Below are 16,135 nucleotides of genomic sequence, written 5' to 3'. Positions count from 1 at the left end.
GCGGGTCACTCCAGAAAGTTCTTGAGCATGGCATGGCCGTGCTCGGTCAGGATCGATTCGGGGTGGAACTGAACGCCCTCGATGCGCACCGCGGGCGCAAAGCCCGTGTGGCGCACGCCCATGATCTCGCCATCGTCGGTCCAGGCGGTGATCTTGAGCTCGCGCGGGCAGGAGTCGCGCTCGATAGACAGCGAGTGGTAGCGATTGACGCTGAATTTCTCGGGCAGCCCGGCGAACACGCCCTCGCGCGTGGTCGTGATCTCGCTGGTCTTGCCGTGCATCAGTTGCTGCGCGCGAACGATCCTGCCGCCGAAGGCCGCGCCGATCGCCTGGTGCCCGAGGCAGACGCCGAGGATCGGCAGCTGGCCTGCGAACTCCTTGATGGCCGCCACCGACACCCCCGCTTCGGCCGGCGAGCACGGCCCCGGCGAAACCACCAACCGCGCGACGCCGGCGGCAACGCGCTCGCGCAGACCTTCGATCGTGATCTCGTCGTTGCGAAACACCTCGACCTCGGCGCCGAGTTCGCCGAAATACTGCACCAGGTTGTAGGTGAAGCTGTCGTAGTTGTCGATCATCAGGAGTTTCATGGCTTGGCTCCGATCCGATGCACGCCCTTGACCACCGGGAACACGTTGAAATTGATGAGCAGGCCCAGCGGCAGCCCCGACAGCCGCACCGCCGCCTGCGCCTGCGCGCGATGCAGGTCGGTCAATGCATCGACCGCTTTCACCTCGACGATGAGCGATTGCTCGACCACGAAGCCCGCACGGCAGACCTCACCGAGCGAGCGGCCCTTGTAGCTGGCCGACACCGGCACGTCCCGCACGAAGCCGATCTCGCGTTCGGCGAGTTCGATCTCCAGCGCGGCGGCGTAGACCTCTGCGGGCAGGCCGATGCCGAGCACCCGCTGCACCTCGACCGCGGCGCCGATGATCTCGTGCGAGAAGTCGTTGTTCTGAAATTCGTCGGCCATCACTCGAGCCCTTCCTCGACCAGTTCGGCGGCGCGCAGCAGCGCCCGCGCCTTGGCCTCGGTTTCCTTCCACTCCAATTCGGGCACCGAGTCGGCCACCACGCCGGCCGCTGCCTGCACATGCAGCATCTGGTCCTTCACGATCCCGGTGCGGATCGCGATCGCGACGTCCATGTCGCCCGCATAGCTGATGTAGCCGCAGGCGCCGCCGTAGAGGCCGCGCTTGGTCGGCTCCAGCTGGTCGATGAGCTCCATCGCGTGCACCTTGGGCGCACCGGTCAGCGTGCCGGCCGGGAAGGTGGCCTTGAGCACGTCGATCGCGGTCATGCCGTCTTTCAGCGTGCCTTCGACGTTGCTCACGATATGCATCACATGGCTGTAGCGCTCGACGGCGAAGGCCTCCGTCACCTTGACGCTGCCGGTCTTGGCGATGCGGCCGATGTCGTTGCGCGCCAGGTCGATCAGCATCACGTGCTCGGCGCGCTCCTTGGGGTCGTTGATCAGCTCGGCCTCGGCCGCGCGGTCGAGCTCGGGCGAGGCGCCGCGCGGGCGCGTGCCGGCCAGCGGGCGAATGGTGATCTTCTGCTCGCCCTCGCCGGTGTGCTCCTGCCGCACCAGGATCTCGGGCGAGGCGCCGACCACGTGGAAATCGCCCAGGTGGTAGTAGTACATATAGGGCGACGGGTTGAGCGAGCGCAGCGCGCGGTACAGCGACAGCGGCGACTCGGTATAGCGCTTGCTGATGCGCTGGCCCACCTGCACCTGCATGAAGTCGCCGGCCGCGATCAGCTCCTTGGCGCGCTCGACCGCCGCCAGGTAGTCGGCCTTGGCGAAGCTGCGTTCGGGCGGGTGTGCCTGCGTCGGCCTCACCTGCGGCGCGCTCACCGAGTACTTGAGCTGCTCGCGCAGTTCGCGCAGCCGCCGCTTGGCATTGGCGTACGCCTCGGGCTGGGCAGGGTCGGCATAGACGATCAGGTAGAGCTTGCCGGAGAGGTTGTCGATGACCGCCAGTTCCTCGCATTGCAAGAGGAGGATGTCGGGGCAGCCCAGCGTGTCCGGCGGGCAGCTCTGCTCGAGCTTCTTCTCGATATGGCGCACCGTGTCGTAGCCGAAGTAGCCGGCCAGGCCGCCGCAGAAGCGCGGCAACCCGGGCCTGAGCGCCACCTTGAAGCGCTTCTGGTAGGCCGCGACGAAATCGAGCGGATTCCCCTTGGCCGTCTCGACGACCTTGCCGCCGGTTACAACCTCGGTCAGCGCGTCGTCGCCGAAGCCGCTCGCGCGCAGCAGGGTGCGCGCCGGCAGCCCGATGAAGCTGTAGCGGCCGAAGCGCTCGCCGCCCACCACCGATTCGAGCAGGAAGCTGTGCTTGCCGCCCTCCTTGGTATGGGCGAGCTTCAGGTAGAGGGAAAGCGGGGTTTCGAGGTCGGCAAAGGCCTCGACCATCAGCGGGATGCGGTTGTAGCCCTGCGCGCTGAGGCTCTTGAATTCGAGTTCGGTGATCACGGTGGGGTCTCCGTCGGCCAGTGACGCTTCGAGGTCGCTGGCGGGGTCATTCAGGTGAGTGGCCGGGTCGGGATGACCGCGGGCCGCGGGCGCACGGCGTGCGCCATGCAATCAAACAGGCAACGACGATGGCGTGCGCCAAGGCCAGGCTCCCCGGCTGCCTTGACCTGTCTGAATGACGTGATGAATGAACATGGAAGCGTGAGTTTAGCCCAGCGACAAGGCCTGTACAAAAAGATACATTGAGGCACTTTAAATTTTTCGCTGACGGAGACAACCCCGATGACCCAGCCTGCCCTGCGGCGCGCGCTCGCGCTGACCACCCTCGCCCTCGCCTCGCTCGCTGCCTCGGCCGCCCCGGTCGAGATGGCCGGCGTCAAGCTCGACGACGCGCTCGATCTCAAGGGCAGCAAGCTGCAGCTCAACGGGGCCGGCGTGCGCTACAAGGCCGTGTTCAAGGTCTACACCGCCGGCCTCTACCTGGGCAAGAAGGCCTCGACCACCGAGGAAGTGCTGGCCGTGCCCGGCGCCAAGCGCATGGCGATCACCATGCTGCGCGACATCGATGCCAACGAACTGGGCAAGCTGTTCACGCGCGGCGTGGAAGACAACTCGCCCAAGACCGAGATGCTGCAGCTGATTCCCGGCCTGGTGCGCATGGGCCAGATGTTCGCCGACCAGAAGCAGTTGAAGGCCGGGGACGCCTTCACCGTCGACTGGGTGCCCGGCACCGGGACCGTGATTTCGGTCAAGGGCGTGGCCCAGGGCGAGCCGATCAAGGAGCAGGCCTTCTTCAATGCGCTGATGCGCATCTGGCTCGGCCCGAACCCGGCCGATTGGAAGCTGAAGGACGCGCTGCTCGGCAAGGGCTAGGGGGCGGCTTCGACAGGCTCAGCCCGAACGGGGTGGGGGTCCGTGGTCCTCGTTACCTCCCATTCGCCCTGAGCTTGTCGAAGGGCTCGCCTCGCCGGCTAGCGCACAAGGTGCACGCGCAGCGCCCCCAGCTGCGCGTACAGCTGCTGCACCGCTTTCGCGTCCAGGCCCGAGAACATCTCGAGCAGCCATTCCTCGTGCTCCTTGGCCATGGCCTCGAAGCTGCGGCGGCCCTTCGGCGTCAGGCTCACGATCCAGGCCCTGCGGTCTTCCGGGCTGGCCGAGCGCTGCACCACGCCTTCGCGCTCCAGCTCGTCGGTCAGGCCGGTGACGTTGCCGCCGGTCACCATCAGGTAGCGCGAGAGCACGCGCATCTTGAGACCGTCGCGGTAGCGGTAGAGCTGCGCCATGTAGTCGAAGCGGGCCAGCGAGATGTCGAAGCGCTCACGCAGCCGCTTGCGGATCTCGGCCTCGATCTGGGTGGTGCTGGCCAGCATTCGCAGCCAGAGCTTGAGCACCGCATGGTCGCCGGTGCCGGCCCGCGCTTCGTGGCCCAGCTCCTGAGCGTCGCTGAGCAGCGCGTGCGAGGCGTCGTTCTGCTTCATGTGACTTCGCCTCCAGACACCGAGATGGACTGGCCGTTGACCGAAGCCGCGCCATCGCCGCAGAGCCAGCGCACCGCATCGGCCACCTCCGCAGGCTGCACGATGCGCCGCTGCGGATTGACGACCGCGAACTCGGCCAGCGCATCGTCGGCGCTGCGGCCGGTCTTCTGGACCACGTTGGCCACGCTGTCGCGCAGGATGTCGGTGTCGGTGTAGCCGGGGCATACCGCATTGACGGTGACGCCCTTCCTCGCCATCTCCAGCGCCAGCGAACGCGTCAAGCCGATCACGCCGTGCTTGGCGGCCGTGTAGGCCGAGACGTAGGCATAGCCCTTCTGCCCGGCCGTGCTCGCGATGTTGACGATGCGGCCCCAGCCGGCCCCGAGCATGTCGGGCAGCGCGGCCTGGGCGCACAGGAAGCTGCCGGTCAGGTTGACGGACAGCATGCGCTGCCAGAGCTCGACCGAAGTTTTCAGGAACGGCGCGCTCTCCGCCGCACCGGCGTTGTTGACGAGGATGGCGATCGGGCCCCGCGCCGCGCGCGCCTGGGCGAACGCGCCTTGCACGGCCTGTACATCGGCCACGTCGGCCGCGACCACGCCGTGGCCGCTGCCCGCGAGCGAATCGACGACGCGCTGGAGCGCGTCACGGTCGCGTCCGAGCAAAGTCAGCACCGCGCCCTCGGCGGCCAGCGTGCGCGCGATCTCCGCGCCGATGCCGCGCGCGGCGCCGGTCACGAGGGCATGGCGCCCGGTCAGTGAATTTGTTTGCATGCCTGAATGGTTTAGTTCTGAATCATTCTAGTGGCGCGCCGTGTCATGCCTCAGCGCATGAGCCGCCCGCCGTTGAGGTCCAGCGTCGCGCCCGTCATGAAGGCCGCGGCCGGCGATGCGAGGTAGACCACGGCCGCGGCCACCTCCTCCGGCTCGCCGAAGCGGCCGAGCGGAATGCCGGCCGACACCGTGCGCTGCTGCATCCGGCTCATCGCATCGAGCACCGGACTGCGCACCGCAGCCGGCGCCAGCGCGTTCACCGTGACGCCGTGCGGCGCCAGTTCCTGCGCGAATGAACGGGTCAGCGCCACGATGCCCGCCTTGGACGCGGCGTAGTGAACGCCGGTCGCCGCGCTGGCCTGCTGCCCGGCGATCGACGACAGGTTGATGATCCGGCCCGCGCCCCGCTCGCGCATGTGGCGCCCGGCGATGCGGCAGCCGAAGAAACTGCCGCGCAGGTTCACGGCCAGCACCTCGTCCCACTCCTCGGTTGTGATCTCCCAGATCGAGGAGTACAGCGTGCGGGCGGCGTTGTTCACCATCACATCGATGCCGCCGAAGTGCTGCACGCCCGCATCGAAGCACAGCCAGAAGGCAGCCTCGTCGCGCACATCGAGCTGCATGGCGATGCAGTCATGGCCGTCTGCGCGCAGCGCCGCCGCGGCCGCATCGACCGCGCCGTCGACATCGACGAGCACGACGCGCGCGCCCGCCTCGGCCAGGCCGCGCGCGATCGCGGCACCCAGGCCTTGCGCTGCACCGGTCACGAAGGCGCCCTGCCCGGCCAGCGAGAACAGCGGTGCGTCCGGGTGCGCAGCCATGCGATTCAGCCCTTGGCCGGCGGGCGCGCCGCGGGTCCGCGGTCCCAGGTGATCGCGCTCACGCCGCGCTCGCGCAGCTTGTACTTCTGCACCTTGCCGTTCTCGGTGCGCGGCAGGTCGGGCAGCAGGTCGACATAGCGCGGCAGCGCGAAGTAAGGCAGGCGCGATTCGCAGTACGCCAGCAGCTCGACCGGATCGATGCGCTGCCCGTCACGCGCCACCAGTGCGGCCATCACCTCGTCCTCGGCCAGTTCGGAACGCACGGGGTAGACCGCGCAGCCCGCCACGGCCGGGTGGCTCAGCAGCACCTGCTCGACCTCGAAGGAGGAGATGTTCTCGCCGCGCCGGCGGATCGCGTCCTTGATGCGGTCGACGAAGCGGAAGGCGCCGTCGGCATCGCGCACCACGCGGTCGCCGGTATGGAACCAGAGGTTGCGCCAGGCCTCGACGGTTTTCTCGGGCATGTTGAGGTAGCCGCTCGCGAAGGCGTAGGGTTCATGAGCGCGCAACAGCAGCTCGCCTGCCTCGCCGTTCGGGAGTTCGACATCGTCCTCGTCCGCCACGCGCGCCTGGAAGCCGGGTCGCAGCCACCCCATCACGCCGCCGCGCGGCGAATCGGGCGCGGTGGCGATTGCGAAATTTGTTTCGGTGGAGCCGTAGCCTTCCAGCAGCCGGACGCCGGTGCGCTCGAAGAAGGCCTGGCCCGCCGCGGCCGGCACGCCGGGGCCGAGCCCGGTGCGCACGCGGTGCTCACGCTCGCCGGACCCCTCGGGCTGCGCGAGCAGTATCGGCACCATCGCGCCGAGCAGGTAGACCACCGTCGCACCCGAGGCGCGCATCGTGGGCCAGAAGCCCGAGGCCGAGAAGCGCGCCTCGAACACCACCTCGCAACCCGTGATCGCGGCCTGCGCGAAGGTGTTGAGTGCGTTGATGTGAGAGAGCGGCAGCGTGGTGCACAGCACGTCCTCCGCCTCGACGCCCAGCACGTCGGCACTGTTGACGCCCCACCAGTGGTACTGCGCATGCGGGCAGACCACGCCCTTGGCCGGCCCGGTGGTGCCGGAGGTGTAGAGGATGGCGAGCGGATCGCCGGGTTGCACCTTCGCCGGCGCGAGCGAGGCGGTTGCGGCGGGATACGGCAGCACGCGAATGCCCGGCCACGCAGCGCGATCGGCGTCCTCGCCCAGCACCCAGATCTCGCGCAGCGAAGTGCGCGCGAGGTCGGCCGCCTGCAAGCGCTCTACGAAAGCCTCTTCGATCACCAGCAGCTTCGCCTCGCTGTTGGAAAGGAAGTACTCGATCTGCGGCCCCATCGACGCGGTGTTGATCGGCACCGTCGAGGCGCCGAGCCAGCCGCAGCCGAGGAACACTTCGAGAAACTCGATGCGGTTGCCGCTCATCACGGCCACCCGGTCGCCGCGCTGCACGCCCGCCTCGGCCAATGCCGCAGCGCGAAGGCCCGCGGCCTGCGCCGCATCGCGGTGCGACCACGACCGCCCCGCGATGCGCAGCAATGGACGTTCGCCGAACAGCACCGCCTGCCGCTGCAGCATCGCGGGCAGCGTACGCTGGCCCGGAGGCAGCGGACTCGCCGCTCGCTCATCCGTCGCCATTGGTACCTCCGCCAAGGTAGGTGGCCTGCACGCGCGGATCGCTGGCAAGCTCCTGCGAGGCGCCCGAGAGCGCGATCTCGCCGGTCTCCAGCACGTAGCCGTGGTCCGAGCTCTCCAGCGCGGCGCGCGCGTTCTGCTCCACCAGCAGGATCGACACGCCGTCTTCGCGCAGCTTGCGCACGATGGCCAGGATGTCGCGCACGATCAGCGGCGCCAGCCCGAGGCTGGGCTCGTCCAGCATCAAGAGGCGCGGCGCCGACATCAGCGCGCGGCCCACGGCCAGCATCTGCCGCTCGCCGCCCGAGAGCGTGTCGGCGCGCTGCGCGCGGCGCTCGGCCAGGCGCGGGAAGCGGTCGTACACCGACTGCAGCCGGCGCTTCAGGGCATCGCTGCGGAGCCGGCTGCCGAAGGCGCCGAGCTGCAGGTTGTCAAGCACGGTCAGCTCGCCGAAGAGCTCGCGCTTCTCGGGCACCAGGCACAGGCCGCGCTCCACGCGCGCCTCGACGTCGAGCCCGTGCAGGTCTTCGCCCTCGAAGCGCAGCAGGCCCTTGCAGGGCAGCAAGCCCATCGCAGCAGCCAGCAGCGTGGTCTTGCCGGCGCCGTTGGGGCCGATCACCGAGATGATCTGGCCGTGCTCCAGGTTGAGCGACACGCCGCGCACGGCATCGACCTGGCCGTACGAAACGTGAAGGTCCCCGATCTCGAGCATCGCAGTCATACGACGCTCCCGAGATACGCTGCCTGCACGCGCTCGTCCGCGCGCACCGCCGAGGGCACGCCCTCGACCAGCTTGGAGCCGAAGTTCATCACCACCAGGCGATCCACCAGTTTCATGACGAAGTCCATGTCGTGCTCGACGATGAGGATGGTCACGCCCTCCTCGCGCAGCTTGCGCAGCAGGTCGCCGAGCGCCATCTTCTCCTTGCGGCGCAAGCCGGCGGCCGGCTCGTCGAGCACCAGCAGCACCGGGTCGGCCGCGAGCGCGCGCGCGATCTCCAGGATGCGCTGCGTGCCCAGCGGCAGGCTGCCCGCGAGTTCGTGCGCGCGGTCGCCCAGGCCGATGCGGTCGAGCTGCCGCTGCGCCTCCTGCAGGATCTGGCGTTCCTCGGTGCGGTCGAGCCGCAGCCCCGCCTTCAGCACGCCCGAACGCGTGCGCGAATGGGCGCCGAGCGCGACGTTGTCCAGCAGGCTCATGTGCGGCCTGAGCTTCACGTGCTGGAAGGTGCGCGCCAAGCCGAGTCGCGCGACCTTGCGCTGCGGCATGCCCGCGATGTCCTGGCCCAGAAAGCGCACCTGCCCGGCCGTCATCGGCAGCGTGCAGGTCAGCAGGTTGAACATGGTCGACTTGCCGGCGCCATTGGGGCCGATCAGGCCCATGATCTCGCCGGCCTTCACGTCGAAGCTGACATCGTTGACGGCCACCAGCCCGCCGAAGCGCTTGACCGCGCCGGTGACCGACAGGATCGGCGCGCCGCGATCGGGCAGCGTGCGATGCGTCAGCGGCGAAACGGGCGGCGTGGGCTCGCGAGGCGCCTGCGATCCCGAAAACCGGTGCGTCCAGCGCCGCACGAAGCCCATCAGCCCGCCGCGCGCGAAGTGCAGCAGCAGGATGAAGAGCGTCGCGAAGGCCACCGCCTCGAGCTGCCCGGCGCGCTGGGTCAGCAGGGGCAGCACGTCCTGCAGCCCGTTCTTGAGGATGAGCACCAGCGCCGCTCCGACCAGCGCGCCCGTCAGTTGCCCAAGCCCGCCGGCCACGGCCATCAGCAGGTACTCGATGCTGGCGCGCACGTCGAAGGGCGAGGGGCTCACGAAGCGGTTCATGTGCGCATAGAGCCAGCCCGCGAGGCCGGCGAAGAGGGCAGCCGTCACGAAGAGCGTGAGCCGCACGCGATAGGCATCCGCGCCGACGCTGGCCAGCAGGATCGCACCGCCGCGCAGGCTGCGGATCGCGCGGCCCGGCCGCGACTGCAGCAGGTTGCGACTGAACAGGAAGGCCAACCCGACCAGGCCCCAGATCAGGTAGTAGATCGCGCGCGGATCGGCCAGCGACCAGGTGCCGATGGTCAGCGCCGGAATGTTCGACAGACCGGTGTGGCGCCCCAGCGCATCGACGTTGCCGAAGAGCATCGCGATCGACAAGCCCCACGCGATAGTGGACAGCGGCAGGAAGTGCCCGCCCAGCCGCAAGGTGAGCAGGCCGATGGCCAGCGCCGAGAGACCGGTCAGCAGCAGCGAGAACGCCAGCCCCAGCCAGGGCGACATCCCCTGCGTGGTGCTGAGCCAGGCCGTGGCATAGGCGGCGATGCCGACGAAGGCCGCCTGCCCGAAGGAGGTCGCGCCGCCGATGCCGGTGAGCAGCACCAGGCCCAGCGCGACCAGCGCGCCGATGCCGATGTCGTTCAACAGCGAAACCGTGAAGTTGCCGGCGAGCAGCGGCACCACGGCCAGCGCGACGACGACGAGGCCGATCCAGAGCAGGCGCTTGGAAGCAGCGTTCATCGACCTTCTCTCTGCGGGCTTGCGCGCGGCACCCGCGGCTTCATCGAACACGGGACGCACGACTTCGGGTGTGGGCGCGGCGCTCATTGGTCCACCTCCTCTTCTTCCTCTTCCGCATGCACGCTCAGGAAAGACCGCAGCATCAGCACCGGGATCAGCAGGCTGAAGACGATCACGTCCTTCAGCGCGCCGCTCCAGAAGGAGGCGAAGCTCTCGACCACCCCTACCGCCAGCGCGCCGATGGCGGTCATCGGATAGCTCACCAGCCCGCCGATGATCGCCGCCACGAAGGCCTTCAAGCCGATGATGAAGCCCGAGTCGTAGTACATGGTGGTGACCGGCGCGATCAGCACGCCGATCAGCCCGGCCAGCAGCGAGGCGCAGCCATAGGCCAGCAGCGCCGTGCGCGCCGGCCGGATGCCGACCAGCCGTGCGCCCACGCGGTTGACGGCGGTGGCGCGCAGCGCCTTGCCGGCCACCGTGCGCTCGAACACCAGGAAGAACATGCCGCTGAGCACGATCGCCGCGCCGACCATCAGGATCACCTGTCCGCTCACCGCGAAGCCGTCGCCCAGGGGCACAGAGCCGCCGGCCAGCGGCTGGGTGCGCGAGCCTTCGGGGCCGAAGAACAACAGGCCCAGGCCCGAGAGCAGGAAGTGCAGCGCGAGCGACACGATCAGGAGCACCAGCACCGACGCATCGGCGATCGGCTGGAACACCACGCGCGAGAGCAGCGGCGCGATCGGCACCACCAGCAGCACCGCGACCGCGATGTGCACCGGCGCCGGCACGCCGGGCCGGCTTGCCAGCCAGGCCAGCAGGCAGGGAATGAGCGGCAGCACGCCCCAGCCCAGCAGGGCCTTGGGGATGCGCGCCGTTTCGCCGCGGCGCACCAGGCTGCCGACCTCGGTCGCCAGCGCGAGCGCGGTGAGCACCACCACCATGCCGATGGTGGGCGGCACGCGCCCGGTTTCGAATGCGGCCAGCGACAGCGCGGCAAAGGCCGCGACGTCGCCGAAGGGCACGAAGACCACGCGGGTGACCGAGAAGATCAGCACCAGCCCCAGCCCGGCCAGAAGATAAACAGCGCCATTCGCCAGGCCATCGATGCCCAGGATCAGTGCCACGTCCGGTGTCATTGAACAGTCCTCCGCTTTGTCTCGCTCTTGCTAGTGCCGGCTCAGTTGGCGAGCTTCCACTGGCCGTTCTCCAGCTTGACGATCACGCGCGCGCGCTCGTCCACGCCGTAGAGGTTGCCGGGCTTGAAGTTGTAGACGCCGTGCGTGCCCACCACTTCCTTGGTGCTGGCGATCGCGTCGCGCAGGGACAGCCTGAACTCGGGCGTGCCCGGCTCGCCCTTGGCGCGCGCCGCGGCATCGGCGAACACCAGCCAGCCGTCGAAGGAATAGGCCGAGTAGGCGTCGCTGGTCGGCGCGTTGTTGACCTTCTGGAAGGCGGCACGGAAGTCCATGGCGATCTTCTTGGTCGGGTAGTTGGCCGGCAGCTGCTCGGCCACGATCACCGGGCCGGTCGGCATCAGCGCACCCTGCCCCGAGGCGCCGACGACGCGCACGAAGTCGGGGTTGATGAGCCCGTGCTGGCCGTACACCGGCCCCTTGAAGCCGCGCTCGGCCAGCGCCAGGAAAGGCAGCGCGCCCGGCGTGCCGGCGCCGCCCGTCATCACGGCATCCGGACGCATGGCGACCAGCTTCAGCACCTGGCCGGTGACCGAGGCGTCGGCGCGCGCATAGCGCTCGTTGCCCAACACCTTGATGCCGGCCGCGGGCGCAGCCTTCATCAGGGCGTTGTAGACCAGGTCGCCCCAGGCATCGGAGAAGCCGATGTAGCCCACGGTCTTGATGCCGTCCTTCTTCATGCGCTCGACCACGGCGTCGATCATCAGCTGCGTGGGCTGCGCGACCGTGAAGACCCAGCCGTTCTCGGCCGGGTCGAGCTGGATCGGCGTGAGCCCGATCATCGGCACCTTGGCATCGCGCCCCACCTGCGCCATCGCGATCGCGGCGGGCACGCCGGAGGTGCCCATCAGCACGTCGACCTTCTCCTCCTCGACCAGCTTGCGCGCATTGCGGCCCGCGGTGGTCGGGTCGGAGCCGTCGTCGAGCACGATCAGCTGGATCTTGCGGCCGTTGACCTCCGGCTTGTAGGCCAGCGCGGCCTGCATGCCCTTGGCGTAGGGCACGCCGAGCGAGGAGTTGGGGCCCGAGAGCGACACGCTCAGGCCGACCTTGAGGTCGGCCGCGAGCGCGGTCATCGCGAATCCGGCGGCAAGGGCCGTGGCCAGCGCGCTGTGCGCCAAGGTCTTCATCAAGCTCTTCATGTCGTGGCTCCTGGTGGGTGGAAGGGTGAGCAACTCGCTCAAATGAACAACTGGATGGCCGGCAGCGCGCGGCCGGCGTTGAGAAGGTCGATGCGCTTCTGCCGGATCGCGAAGCCCTCGGGCGTGCGCGCGAGCAGGTGGCGGCAGGTGCCGGCGAGCATCAACTGCTCCTCGCCGCGCGACTCGACGTAGATGAAGGGCGTGGCGAGCGCGACTTCGCCGGTGGCCTCGTCCTCGCGCTCCACGATCGAGCGCTGCAGCACGTGCTGGCAATGGCTCTTCGGATGCTGCGAGTGGGCGCGCGGGTTCTTCAGGCGGTCCACGCGCAGCTGCAGCAGCAGCCGGTCTTCGTAGGCCAGCGAGTTGTGCAGATGCGGATCGGCCTGCGCGGCCCCCTGCAGCGGCACCCAGTAATGGCCGTCCTCGGCGAACAGCGCGAGCCAGTCGTCGAAGCGGCCGGCGTCGAGCAGCGCGGCCTCGGCGGCGATGAAGTCTGCGGGGTCGGTCATGATGCGGGCTCCGCCATGTACTTCGCCCACGCGCGGAACTGGTTGCGCATCAGCAGCTCGTTGGTGCCGTTCGTGGTGATCGTGTCCTGCCCGAGCTCTGCGGAATCGAAGTTGCGATGCAGGCTCACCCATTCGTTGCCCTCGGCCTTCAGGCCCTGCTGAATGCTTTCGAACAGGTGCACGTCGTCGTGCGCCACCACCGACATGGGCGAGAAGACCAGCCGGTTGTAGGTCATCGCGCGCTCGAGCAGCAGGTCCGGCGCACCGGCGGCGCGGAAGCTCCAGGCCTCGATCAGCGTGCGGTTCGCGGCCAGCGGGCGGATCACGCGGATCGCCTGCGGCGAGCCCTTGACCGACAGGCTGGGGAAGAGCACCGAGTTCTGCGGCGAGCGCTGCAGGATCTCCATCGCCCGCTCGGCGCCGTGCGCCTCGCGCATCGCCGCCTCGTAGTCGGGCAGCTGCGCGTAATTCGAGTGGATGCTGAAGTTCACGCCCAGCACGCTGTGGCCGTTGGCGAACACGCGCCCGCCCATCTTGTCGAAGAAGTCGTAGCCCGAGCCGAAGGGCAGGATCTGCTCCATCGCCATCGGCTTGGACTCGTCGGGCGCACGCCCTTGCCACAGCGCACCGGCCGCCTGCGTGGCCGACTCGTGGGTCGACATCGGATGCACCGTGTCGTTGATGTTCTCGAGGTACATCTTCCAGTTGCAATGGACGATGTTGCGCATCACGCCGCCGCCCGCCGTGAGCCGGCCCTCGGGCGAGCGATCGACCATGTTGTCGATGGCCTGCAGCACCTCGCCGAAGTAGGCCTCGAAGTCCGGTCCGCGATCGGCGATGCGCGTGAAGACGAAGTCGCGGTAGACGACCGTGTGCTTCAGTTCGGCCAGGCCCTGCCCTGATTCGCATTCCTTCAGTCGCGTGCCTTCGTAGCCGGTCTTGAGCGGGATCGCGAGCGGCGCGCCGTCGAGCTTGTAGGTCCAGGCGTGGTAGGGGCAGCGGAAGAACTTGCCGGTGTTGCCGCTCTCGTCGGTCACGAGTCGAGTGCCCTTGTGCGCGCAGCGGTTGTAGAACACACGCACCGCGCCGTCGGGCTGGCGCACCATCATCACCGGGCGGCCGGCAAGTTCGAGCGACCAGAAGTCGCCGGTGTTCGGCACCTGGCTCGCGTGGCCGACGTAGAGCCAGGTGTTGGCGAAGAAGCGCTCCTGCTCGAGCGCGAACAGCTCCTCGCTCAGGTAGAGATCGCGGTGCACGCGGTCGTCCTGGACGAGCGCGCGGATCGCTTCGGGCCGGTCGCGGTAGCTGGTCATCGTCGTACTAGGGAACCAGCTTCCACTGGCCCTTTTCCATCCGCACCACGACAACTGCCCGCTGGTCGGAGCCATAGCGGTTGTCGGGCTTGAAGTTGTAGACGCCGTGCGTGCCCACCAGCTCCTTCGTGCCGACAATCGCGTCGCGCAGCGCCGTGCGGTAGGCTGCAGTGCCGGGCTCGCCCTTGGTGCGCGAGGCGGCGTCGGCCAGCAGCAGGTAGGCGTCGTAGGTGTAGGAGGAGAAGGCATCGGTGGGCATCACGCCGTGCGCCTTCTGGTAGGCGCTGCGGAAGTTCATCGACACCTTCTTGATCGGGTTGTCCGCAGCGAGCTGGTCGGCCACCAGCACCGGGCCGCTGGGCACCTGCAGGCCTTCGATCGATGCGCCGCCGACGCGCACGAAGTCGGCATTGATCAGGCCGTGCGTGCCGTAGATCTGGCCCTTGTAGCCACGCTCGGCGAGTGCGAGGTAGGGCAGCGCGCCCGGCGTGCCGGAGTTGCCGGCGAACACCGCATCGGGGCGGCTCGAGACGATCTTCAGCACCTGGCCCGCCACCGACGAATCGCTGCGTGCGTAGCGTTCGTTGGCCACCACCTTGATGCCGGCGGCGTCTGCGCTCTTCACGAGCGAGTCGTAGGCCAGGTCGCCCAGCGCGTCGGAGAAGCCGATGAAGGCCACCGTCTTCACGCCCGACTTCTTCATGCGCTCGACCACGCCCGCCACCATCAGCGGGAAGGGCTGCGACACGGTCACGGTCCACGCGCCTTCGGCACCGGGAATGGTGACCGGCGTGGGCGAGATCAGCGGCGTGTTGAGTTCGCGCGCCACGGCCGCGATGGCCATCGCGCTGGGCACGCCCGAGGTGCCGATCAGCACGTCAACCTTGTCCTCCACCACCAGCTTGCGCGCATTGCGCCCGGCGGTGGTGGGGTCCGACGCATCGTCGAGCACGATCAGCTCGACCTTGCGGCCGGCCAGCATCGGATGCTCGGCGATGGCGGCGCGGATGCCCTTCTCGTAGGGGATGCCGAGCGCCGAGACCGGGCCCGAGAGCGAGCTGATGAAGCCGATCTTGAGATCGGCGGCCGCGGCATGCGCGGCAGCCAGGGCGATGGCCGTGAGGCCGGCAAGACGTGCGATGTTCTTCATCTCAGGGGACCAGCTTCCATTGACCCTTTTCGAGCTTGACGACCACGCGCGAGCGCTCGTCCGAGCCGTAGCGGTTGTCGGGCTTGAAGTTGTAGACGCTGTGCGTGCCCACCAGCTCCTTGGTGCTGACGATGGCATCGCGCAGCGCCACGCGATAGGCCGGCGTGCCGGGCTCGCCCTTGGCGCGCTGCGCCGCATCGAGGAAGAGCAGCCAGGCGTCGAAGGTGTAGGCCGAGAAGGCATCGGTCGGCGCCGCGCCGTTGGCCTTCTGGTAGGCCGCACGGAAGTCCATCGAGACCTTGCGGATCGGGTTGGAGTCGGGCAGCTGCTCGGCCACGATCACTGGGCCGGTGGGCGCCAGGAGCCCTTCGACCGAGGTGCCGCCCACGCGCACGAAGTCGGGGTTGATCAACGCATGCATGCCGTAGATCTGGCCCTTGTAGCCGCGCTCCGAGAGCGCGAGGTAGGGCAGCGCGCCCGGCGTGCCCGAGGTGCCGGTGATCACCGCATCGGGACGCAGCGCGACGATCTTCAGCACCTGGCCGGTGACCGAGGCGTCTGCGCGCGCATAGCGCTCGTTCGACACGACCTTGATGCCGGCCGGCTCCGCGCTCTTCGTCAGCGCGTCGTAGACCAGGTCGCCCCACGCGTCGGAGAAGCCGATGTAGCCGACCGTCTTCACGCCCGACTTCTTCATGCGCTCGACCACCGCGCTCACCATCAACGGCGCGGGCTGCGGCAGCGTGACCATCCAGGCGCCCTCCTCGCCGGGCAGGTTGGCGTTGGCGATCGAGATCAGCGGCGTCTTGGTTTCGCGCGCCACGGCCGCGATGGCCAGCGCGCCGGGCGAACCGGCCGTGCCGATGATGACGTCGACCTTGTCCTCGTCGATCATCTTGCGCGCATTGCGCGCCGCGGTGGACGGATCCGACGCATCGTCGAGCTGCACCAGCTGGATCTTGCGACCGCCCACTTCGGACTTGTAGGCCAGCGCGGCCTTCATCCCCTTCTCGTAGGGAATGCCCAGCGAAGACACCGGCCCCGAGAGCGAGGTGATGAAGCCGACCTTGTAGTCGGCAGCCCAGGCACTCGCGGCGCTCAATGCACCGATGCCGAGGACGATGCCCGCCAGGGCGCGGATGGGGCTTGGAACTTTCATGACG

Annotated in this window: 16 protein-coding genes; 1 reads left to right on the top strand and 15 read right to left on the bottom strand. The window is 68.7% G+C overall.

All coding sequences use genetic code 11. The annotated features are described in order from the left end of the window. Nucleotides 1-5: 5 nt before the first annotated feature. From ACSQ86_RS04045 to trpE, 3 genes are read right to left on the bottom strand one after another with little or no spacing between them, the layout of a single operon-like run. On the bottom strand, nucleotides 6-590 hold the full coding sequence (locus ACSQ86_RS04045; protein ID WP_093110864.1) for an aminodeoxychorismate/anthranilate synthase component II: 585 nt from the start codon (nucleotides 588-590) through the stop codon (nucleotides 6-8). Next, a complete protein-coding gene (locus ACSQ86_RS04040; protein WP_436302777.1) occupies nucleotides 587-976 on the bottom strand; it encodes a GxxExxY protein in 390 nt (129 codons plus the stop codon). Before ACSQ86_RS04040 ends, ACSQ86_RS04045 begins: the two co-directional genes overlap by 4 nt. Beyond that, entirely contained in the window at nucleotides 976-2,478 is a 1,503-nt protein-coding gene (trpE, locus tag ACSQ86_RS04035; RefSeq protein WP_093110860.1) for an anthranilate synthase component I, read from the bottom strand. The genes ACSQ86_RS04040 and trpE overlap by 1 nt, the downstream gene beginning before the upstream one ends. A gap of 282 nt (nucleotides 2,479-2,760) precedes the next feature. Here trpE and ACSQ86_RS04030 point away from each other — a divergent pair, with 282 nt between their 5' ends. After that, nucleotides 2,761-3,351 (top strand): chalcone isomerase family protein, encoded by a 591-nt coding sequence (locus ACSQ86_RS04030; RefSeq protein ID WP_093110858.1) that lies wholly within the window; start codon nucleotides 2,761-2,763, stop codon nucleotides 3,349-3,351. A 98-nt stretch (nucleotides 3,352-3,449) separates the two neighbouring features. On the opposite strand, the gene ACSQ86_RS04025 is transcribed toward ACSQ86_RS04030, so the two are convergent. The 12 genes from ACSQ86_RS04025 to ACSQ86_RS03970 form a co-directional block, all read right to left on the bottom strand. Then, a complete protein-coding gene (locus tag ACSQ86_RS04025) occupies nucleotides 3,450-3,956 on the bottom strand; it encodes a MarR family winged helix-turn-helix transcriptional regulator (protein ID WP_093110856.1) in 507 nt (168 codons plus the stop codon). Beyond that, nucleotides 3,953-4,729 carry an SDR family NAD(P)-dependent oxidoreductase gene (locus ACSQ86_RS04020; RefSeq protein ID WP_436302775.1) on the bottom strand — a complete coding sequence of 259 codons (777 nt, stop codon included), beginning with the start codon at nucleotides 4,727-4,729 and terminating at the stop codon, nucleotides 3,953-3,955. Before ACSQ86_RS04020 ends, ACSQ86_RS04025 begins: the two co-directional genes overlap by 4 nt. Before the next feature lie 50 nt (nucleotides 4,730-4,779). Continuing rightward, nucleotides 4,780-5,550, bottom strand: coding sequence for an SDR family NAD(P)-dependent oxidoreductase (locus tag ACSQ86_RS04015; RefSeq protein ID WP_436308526.1), 771 nt, complete (start codon nucleotides 5,548-5,550; stop codon nucleotides 4,780-4,782). Between the two features lie 5 nt (nucleotides 5,551-5,555). Continuing rightward, nucleotides 5,556-7,163 carry an ATP-dependent acyl-CoA ligase gene (locus ACSQ86_RS04010; RefSeq protein WP_436308525.1) on the bottom strand — a complete coding sequence of 536 codons (1,608 nt, stop codon included), beginning with the start codon at nucleotides 7,161-7,163 and terminating at the stop codon, nucleotides 5,556-5,558. Beyond that, complete coding sequence (locus ACSQ86_RS04005; protein ID WP_093110848.1) at nucleotides 7,150-7,881, bottom strand: ABC transporter ATP-binding protein; 732 nt, start codon at nucleotides 7,879-7,881, stop codon at nucleotides 7,150-7,152. Before ACSQ86_RS04005 ends, ACSQ86_RS04010 begins: the two co-directional genes overlap by 14 nt. Continuing rightward, nucleotides 7,878-9,662 carry a branched-chain amino acid ABC transporter ATP-binding protein/permease gene (locus tag ACSQ86_RS04000; RefSeq protein ID WP_436310255.1) on the bottom strand — a complete coding sequence of 595 codons (1,785 nt, stop codon included), beginning with the start codon at nucleotides 9,660-9,662 and terminating at the stop codon, nucleotides 7,878-7,880. The genes ACSQ86_RS04005 and ACSQ86_RS04000 overlap by 4 nt, the downstream gene beginning before the upstream one ends. 83 nt (nucleotides 9,663-9,745) lie before the next feature. After that, nucleotides 9,746-10,801: a branched-chain amino acid ABC transporter permease gene (locus ACSQ86_RS03995; RefSeq protein WP_436302771.1), complete on the bottom strand. Its 1,056-nt coding sequence runs from the start codon at nucleotides 10,799-10,801 to the stop codon at nucleotides 9,746-9,748. A 41-nt stretch (nucleotides 10,802-10,842) separates the two neighbouring features. Then, entirely contained in the window at nucleotides 10,843-12,000 is a 1,158-nt protein-coding gene (locus ACSQ86_RS03990; protein WP_436295337.1) for an ABC transporter substrate-binding protein, read from the bottom strand. A gap of 38 nt (nucleotides 12,001-12,038) precedes the next feature. Continuing rightward, nucleotides 12,039-12,509, bottom strand: a complete 471-nt coding sequence (locus ACSQ86_RS03985; protein ID WP_170855765.1) for an aromatic-ring-hydroxylating dioxygenase subunit beta — start codon at nucleotides 12,507-12,509, stop codon at nucleotides 12,039-12,041. Continuing rightward, the gene (locus tag ACSQ86_RS03980) at nucleotides 12,506-13,822 is read right to left on the bottom strand and encodes an aromatic ring-hydroxylating dioxygenase subunit alpha (RefSeq protein ID WP_436308524.1); all 1,317 of its coding nucleotides are present in this window, start codon (nucleotides 13,820-13,822) and stop codon (nucleotides 12,506-12,508) included. Before ACSQ86_RS03980 ends, ACSQ86_RS03985 begins: the two co-directional genes overlap by 4 nt. A gap of 7 nt (nucleotides 13,823-13,829) precedes the next feature. Next, nucleotides 13,830-14,972 carry an ABC transporter substrate-binding protein gene (locus ACSQ86_RS03975; RefSeq protein ID WP_436308523.1) on the bottom strand — a complete coding sequence of 381 codons (1,143 nt, stop codon included), beginning with the start codon at nucleotides 14,970-14,972 and terminating at the stop codon, nucleotides 13,830-13,832. A 1-nt stretch (nucleotide 14,973) separates the two neighbouring features. Next, complete coding sequence (locus tag ACSQ86_RS03970; RefSeq protein ID WP_093110839.1) at nucleotides 14,974-16,131, bottom strand: ABC transporter substrate-binding protein; 1,158 nt, start codon at nucleotides 16,129-16,131, stop codon at nucleotides 14,974-14,976. Between the last annotated feature and the right edge of the window lie 4 nt (nucleotides 16,132-16,135).

It is taken from the genome of Variovorax sp. LjRoot130, from assembly GCF_964253755.1.
Classification (GTDB): Bacteria; Pseudomonadota; Gammaproteobacteria; order Burkholderiales; family Burkholderiaceae_C; genus Variovorax.
This window is presented reverse-complemented; position numbering and strand designations above follow the sequence as displayed.

Excerpts from the sequence above, each read along its gene's own strand:
- ACSQ86_RS04045 (WP_093110864.1), bottom strand. The coding sequence starts at position 590 with ATGAAACTCCTGATGATCGACAACTACGACAGCTTCACCTACAACCTG.
- ACSQ86_RS04040 (WP_436302777.1), bottom strand. The coding sequence starts at position 976 with ATGGCCGACGAATTTCAGAACAACGACTTCTCGCACGAGATCATCGGC.
- ACSQ86_RS04030 (WP_093110858.1), top strand. The coding sequence starts at position 2,761 with ATGACCCAGCCTGCCCTGCGGCGCGCGCTCGCGCTGACCACCCTCGCC.
- ACSQ86_RS04025 (WP_093110856.1), bottom strand. The coding sequence starts at position 3,956 with ATGAAGCAGAACGACGCCTCGCACGCGCTGCTCAGCGACGCTCAGGAG.
- ACSQ86_RS04020 (WP_436302775.1), bottom strand. The coding sequence starts at position 4,729 with ATGCAAACAAATTCACTGACCGGGCGCCATGCCCTCGTGACCGGCGCC.
- ACSQ86_RS04015 (WP_436308526.1), bottom strand. The coding sequence starts at position 5,550 with ATGGCTGCGCACCCGGACGCACCGCTGTTCTCGCTGGCCGGGCAGGGC.
- ACSQ86_RS04010 (WP_436308525.1), bottom strand. The coding sequence starts at position 7,163 with ATGGCGACGGATGAGCGAGCGGCGAGTCCGCTGCCTCCGGGCCAGCGT.
- ACSQ86_RS04005 (WP_093110848.1), bottom strand. The coding sequence starts at position 7,881 with ATGACTGCGATGCTCGAGATCGGGGACCTTCACGTTTCGTACGGCCAG.
- ACSQ86_RS04000 (WP_436310255.1), bottom strand. The coding sequence starts at position 9,662 with ATGAACGCTGCTTCCAAGCGCCTGCTCTGGATCGGCCTCGTCGTCGTC.
- ACSQ86_RS03995 (WP_436302771.1), bottom strand. The coding sequence starts at position 10,801 with ATGACACCGGACGTGGCACTGATCCTGGGCATCGATGGCCTGGCGAAT.
- ACSQ86_RS03990 (WP_436295337.1), bottom strand. The coding sequence starts at position 12,000 with ATGAAGAGCTTGATGAAGACCTTGGCGCACAGCGCGCTGGCCACGGCC.
- ACSQ86_RS03985 (WP_170855765.1), bottom strand. The coding sequence starts at position 12,509 with ATGACCGACCCCGCAGACTTCATCGCCGCCGAGGCCGCGCTGCTCGAC.
- ACSQ86_RS03980 (WP_436308524.1), bottom strand. The coding sequence starts at position 13,822 with ATGACCAGCTACCGCGACCGGCCCGAAGCGATCCGCGCGCTCGTCCAG.
- ACSQ86_RS03975 (WP_436308523.1), bottom strand. The coding sequence starts at position 14,972 with ATGAAGAACATCGCACGTCTTGCCGGCCTCACGGCCATCGCCCTGGCT.
- ACSQ86_RS03970 (WP_093110839.1), bottom strand. The coding sequence starts at position 16,131 with ATGAAAGTTCCAAGCCCCATCCGCGCCCTGGCGGGCATCGTCCTCGGC.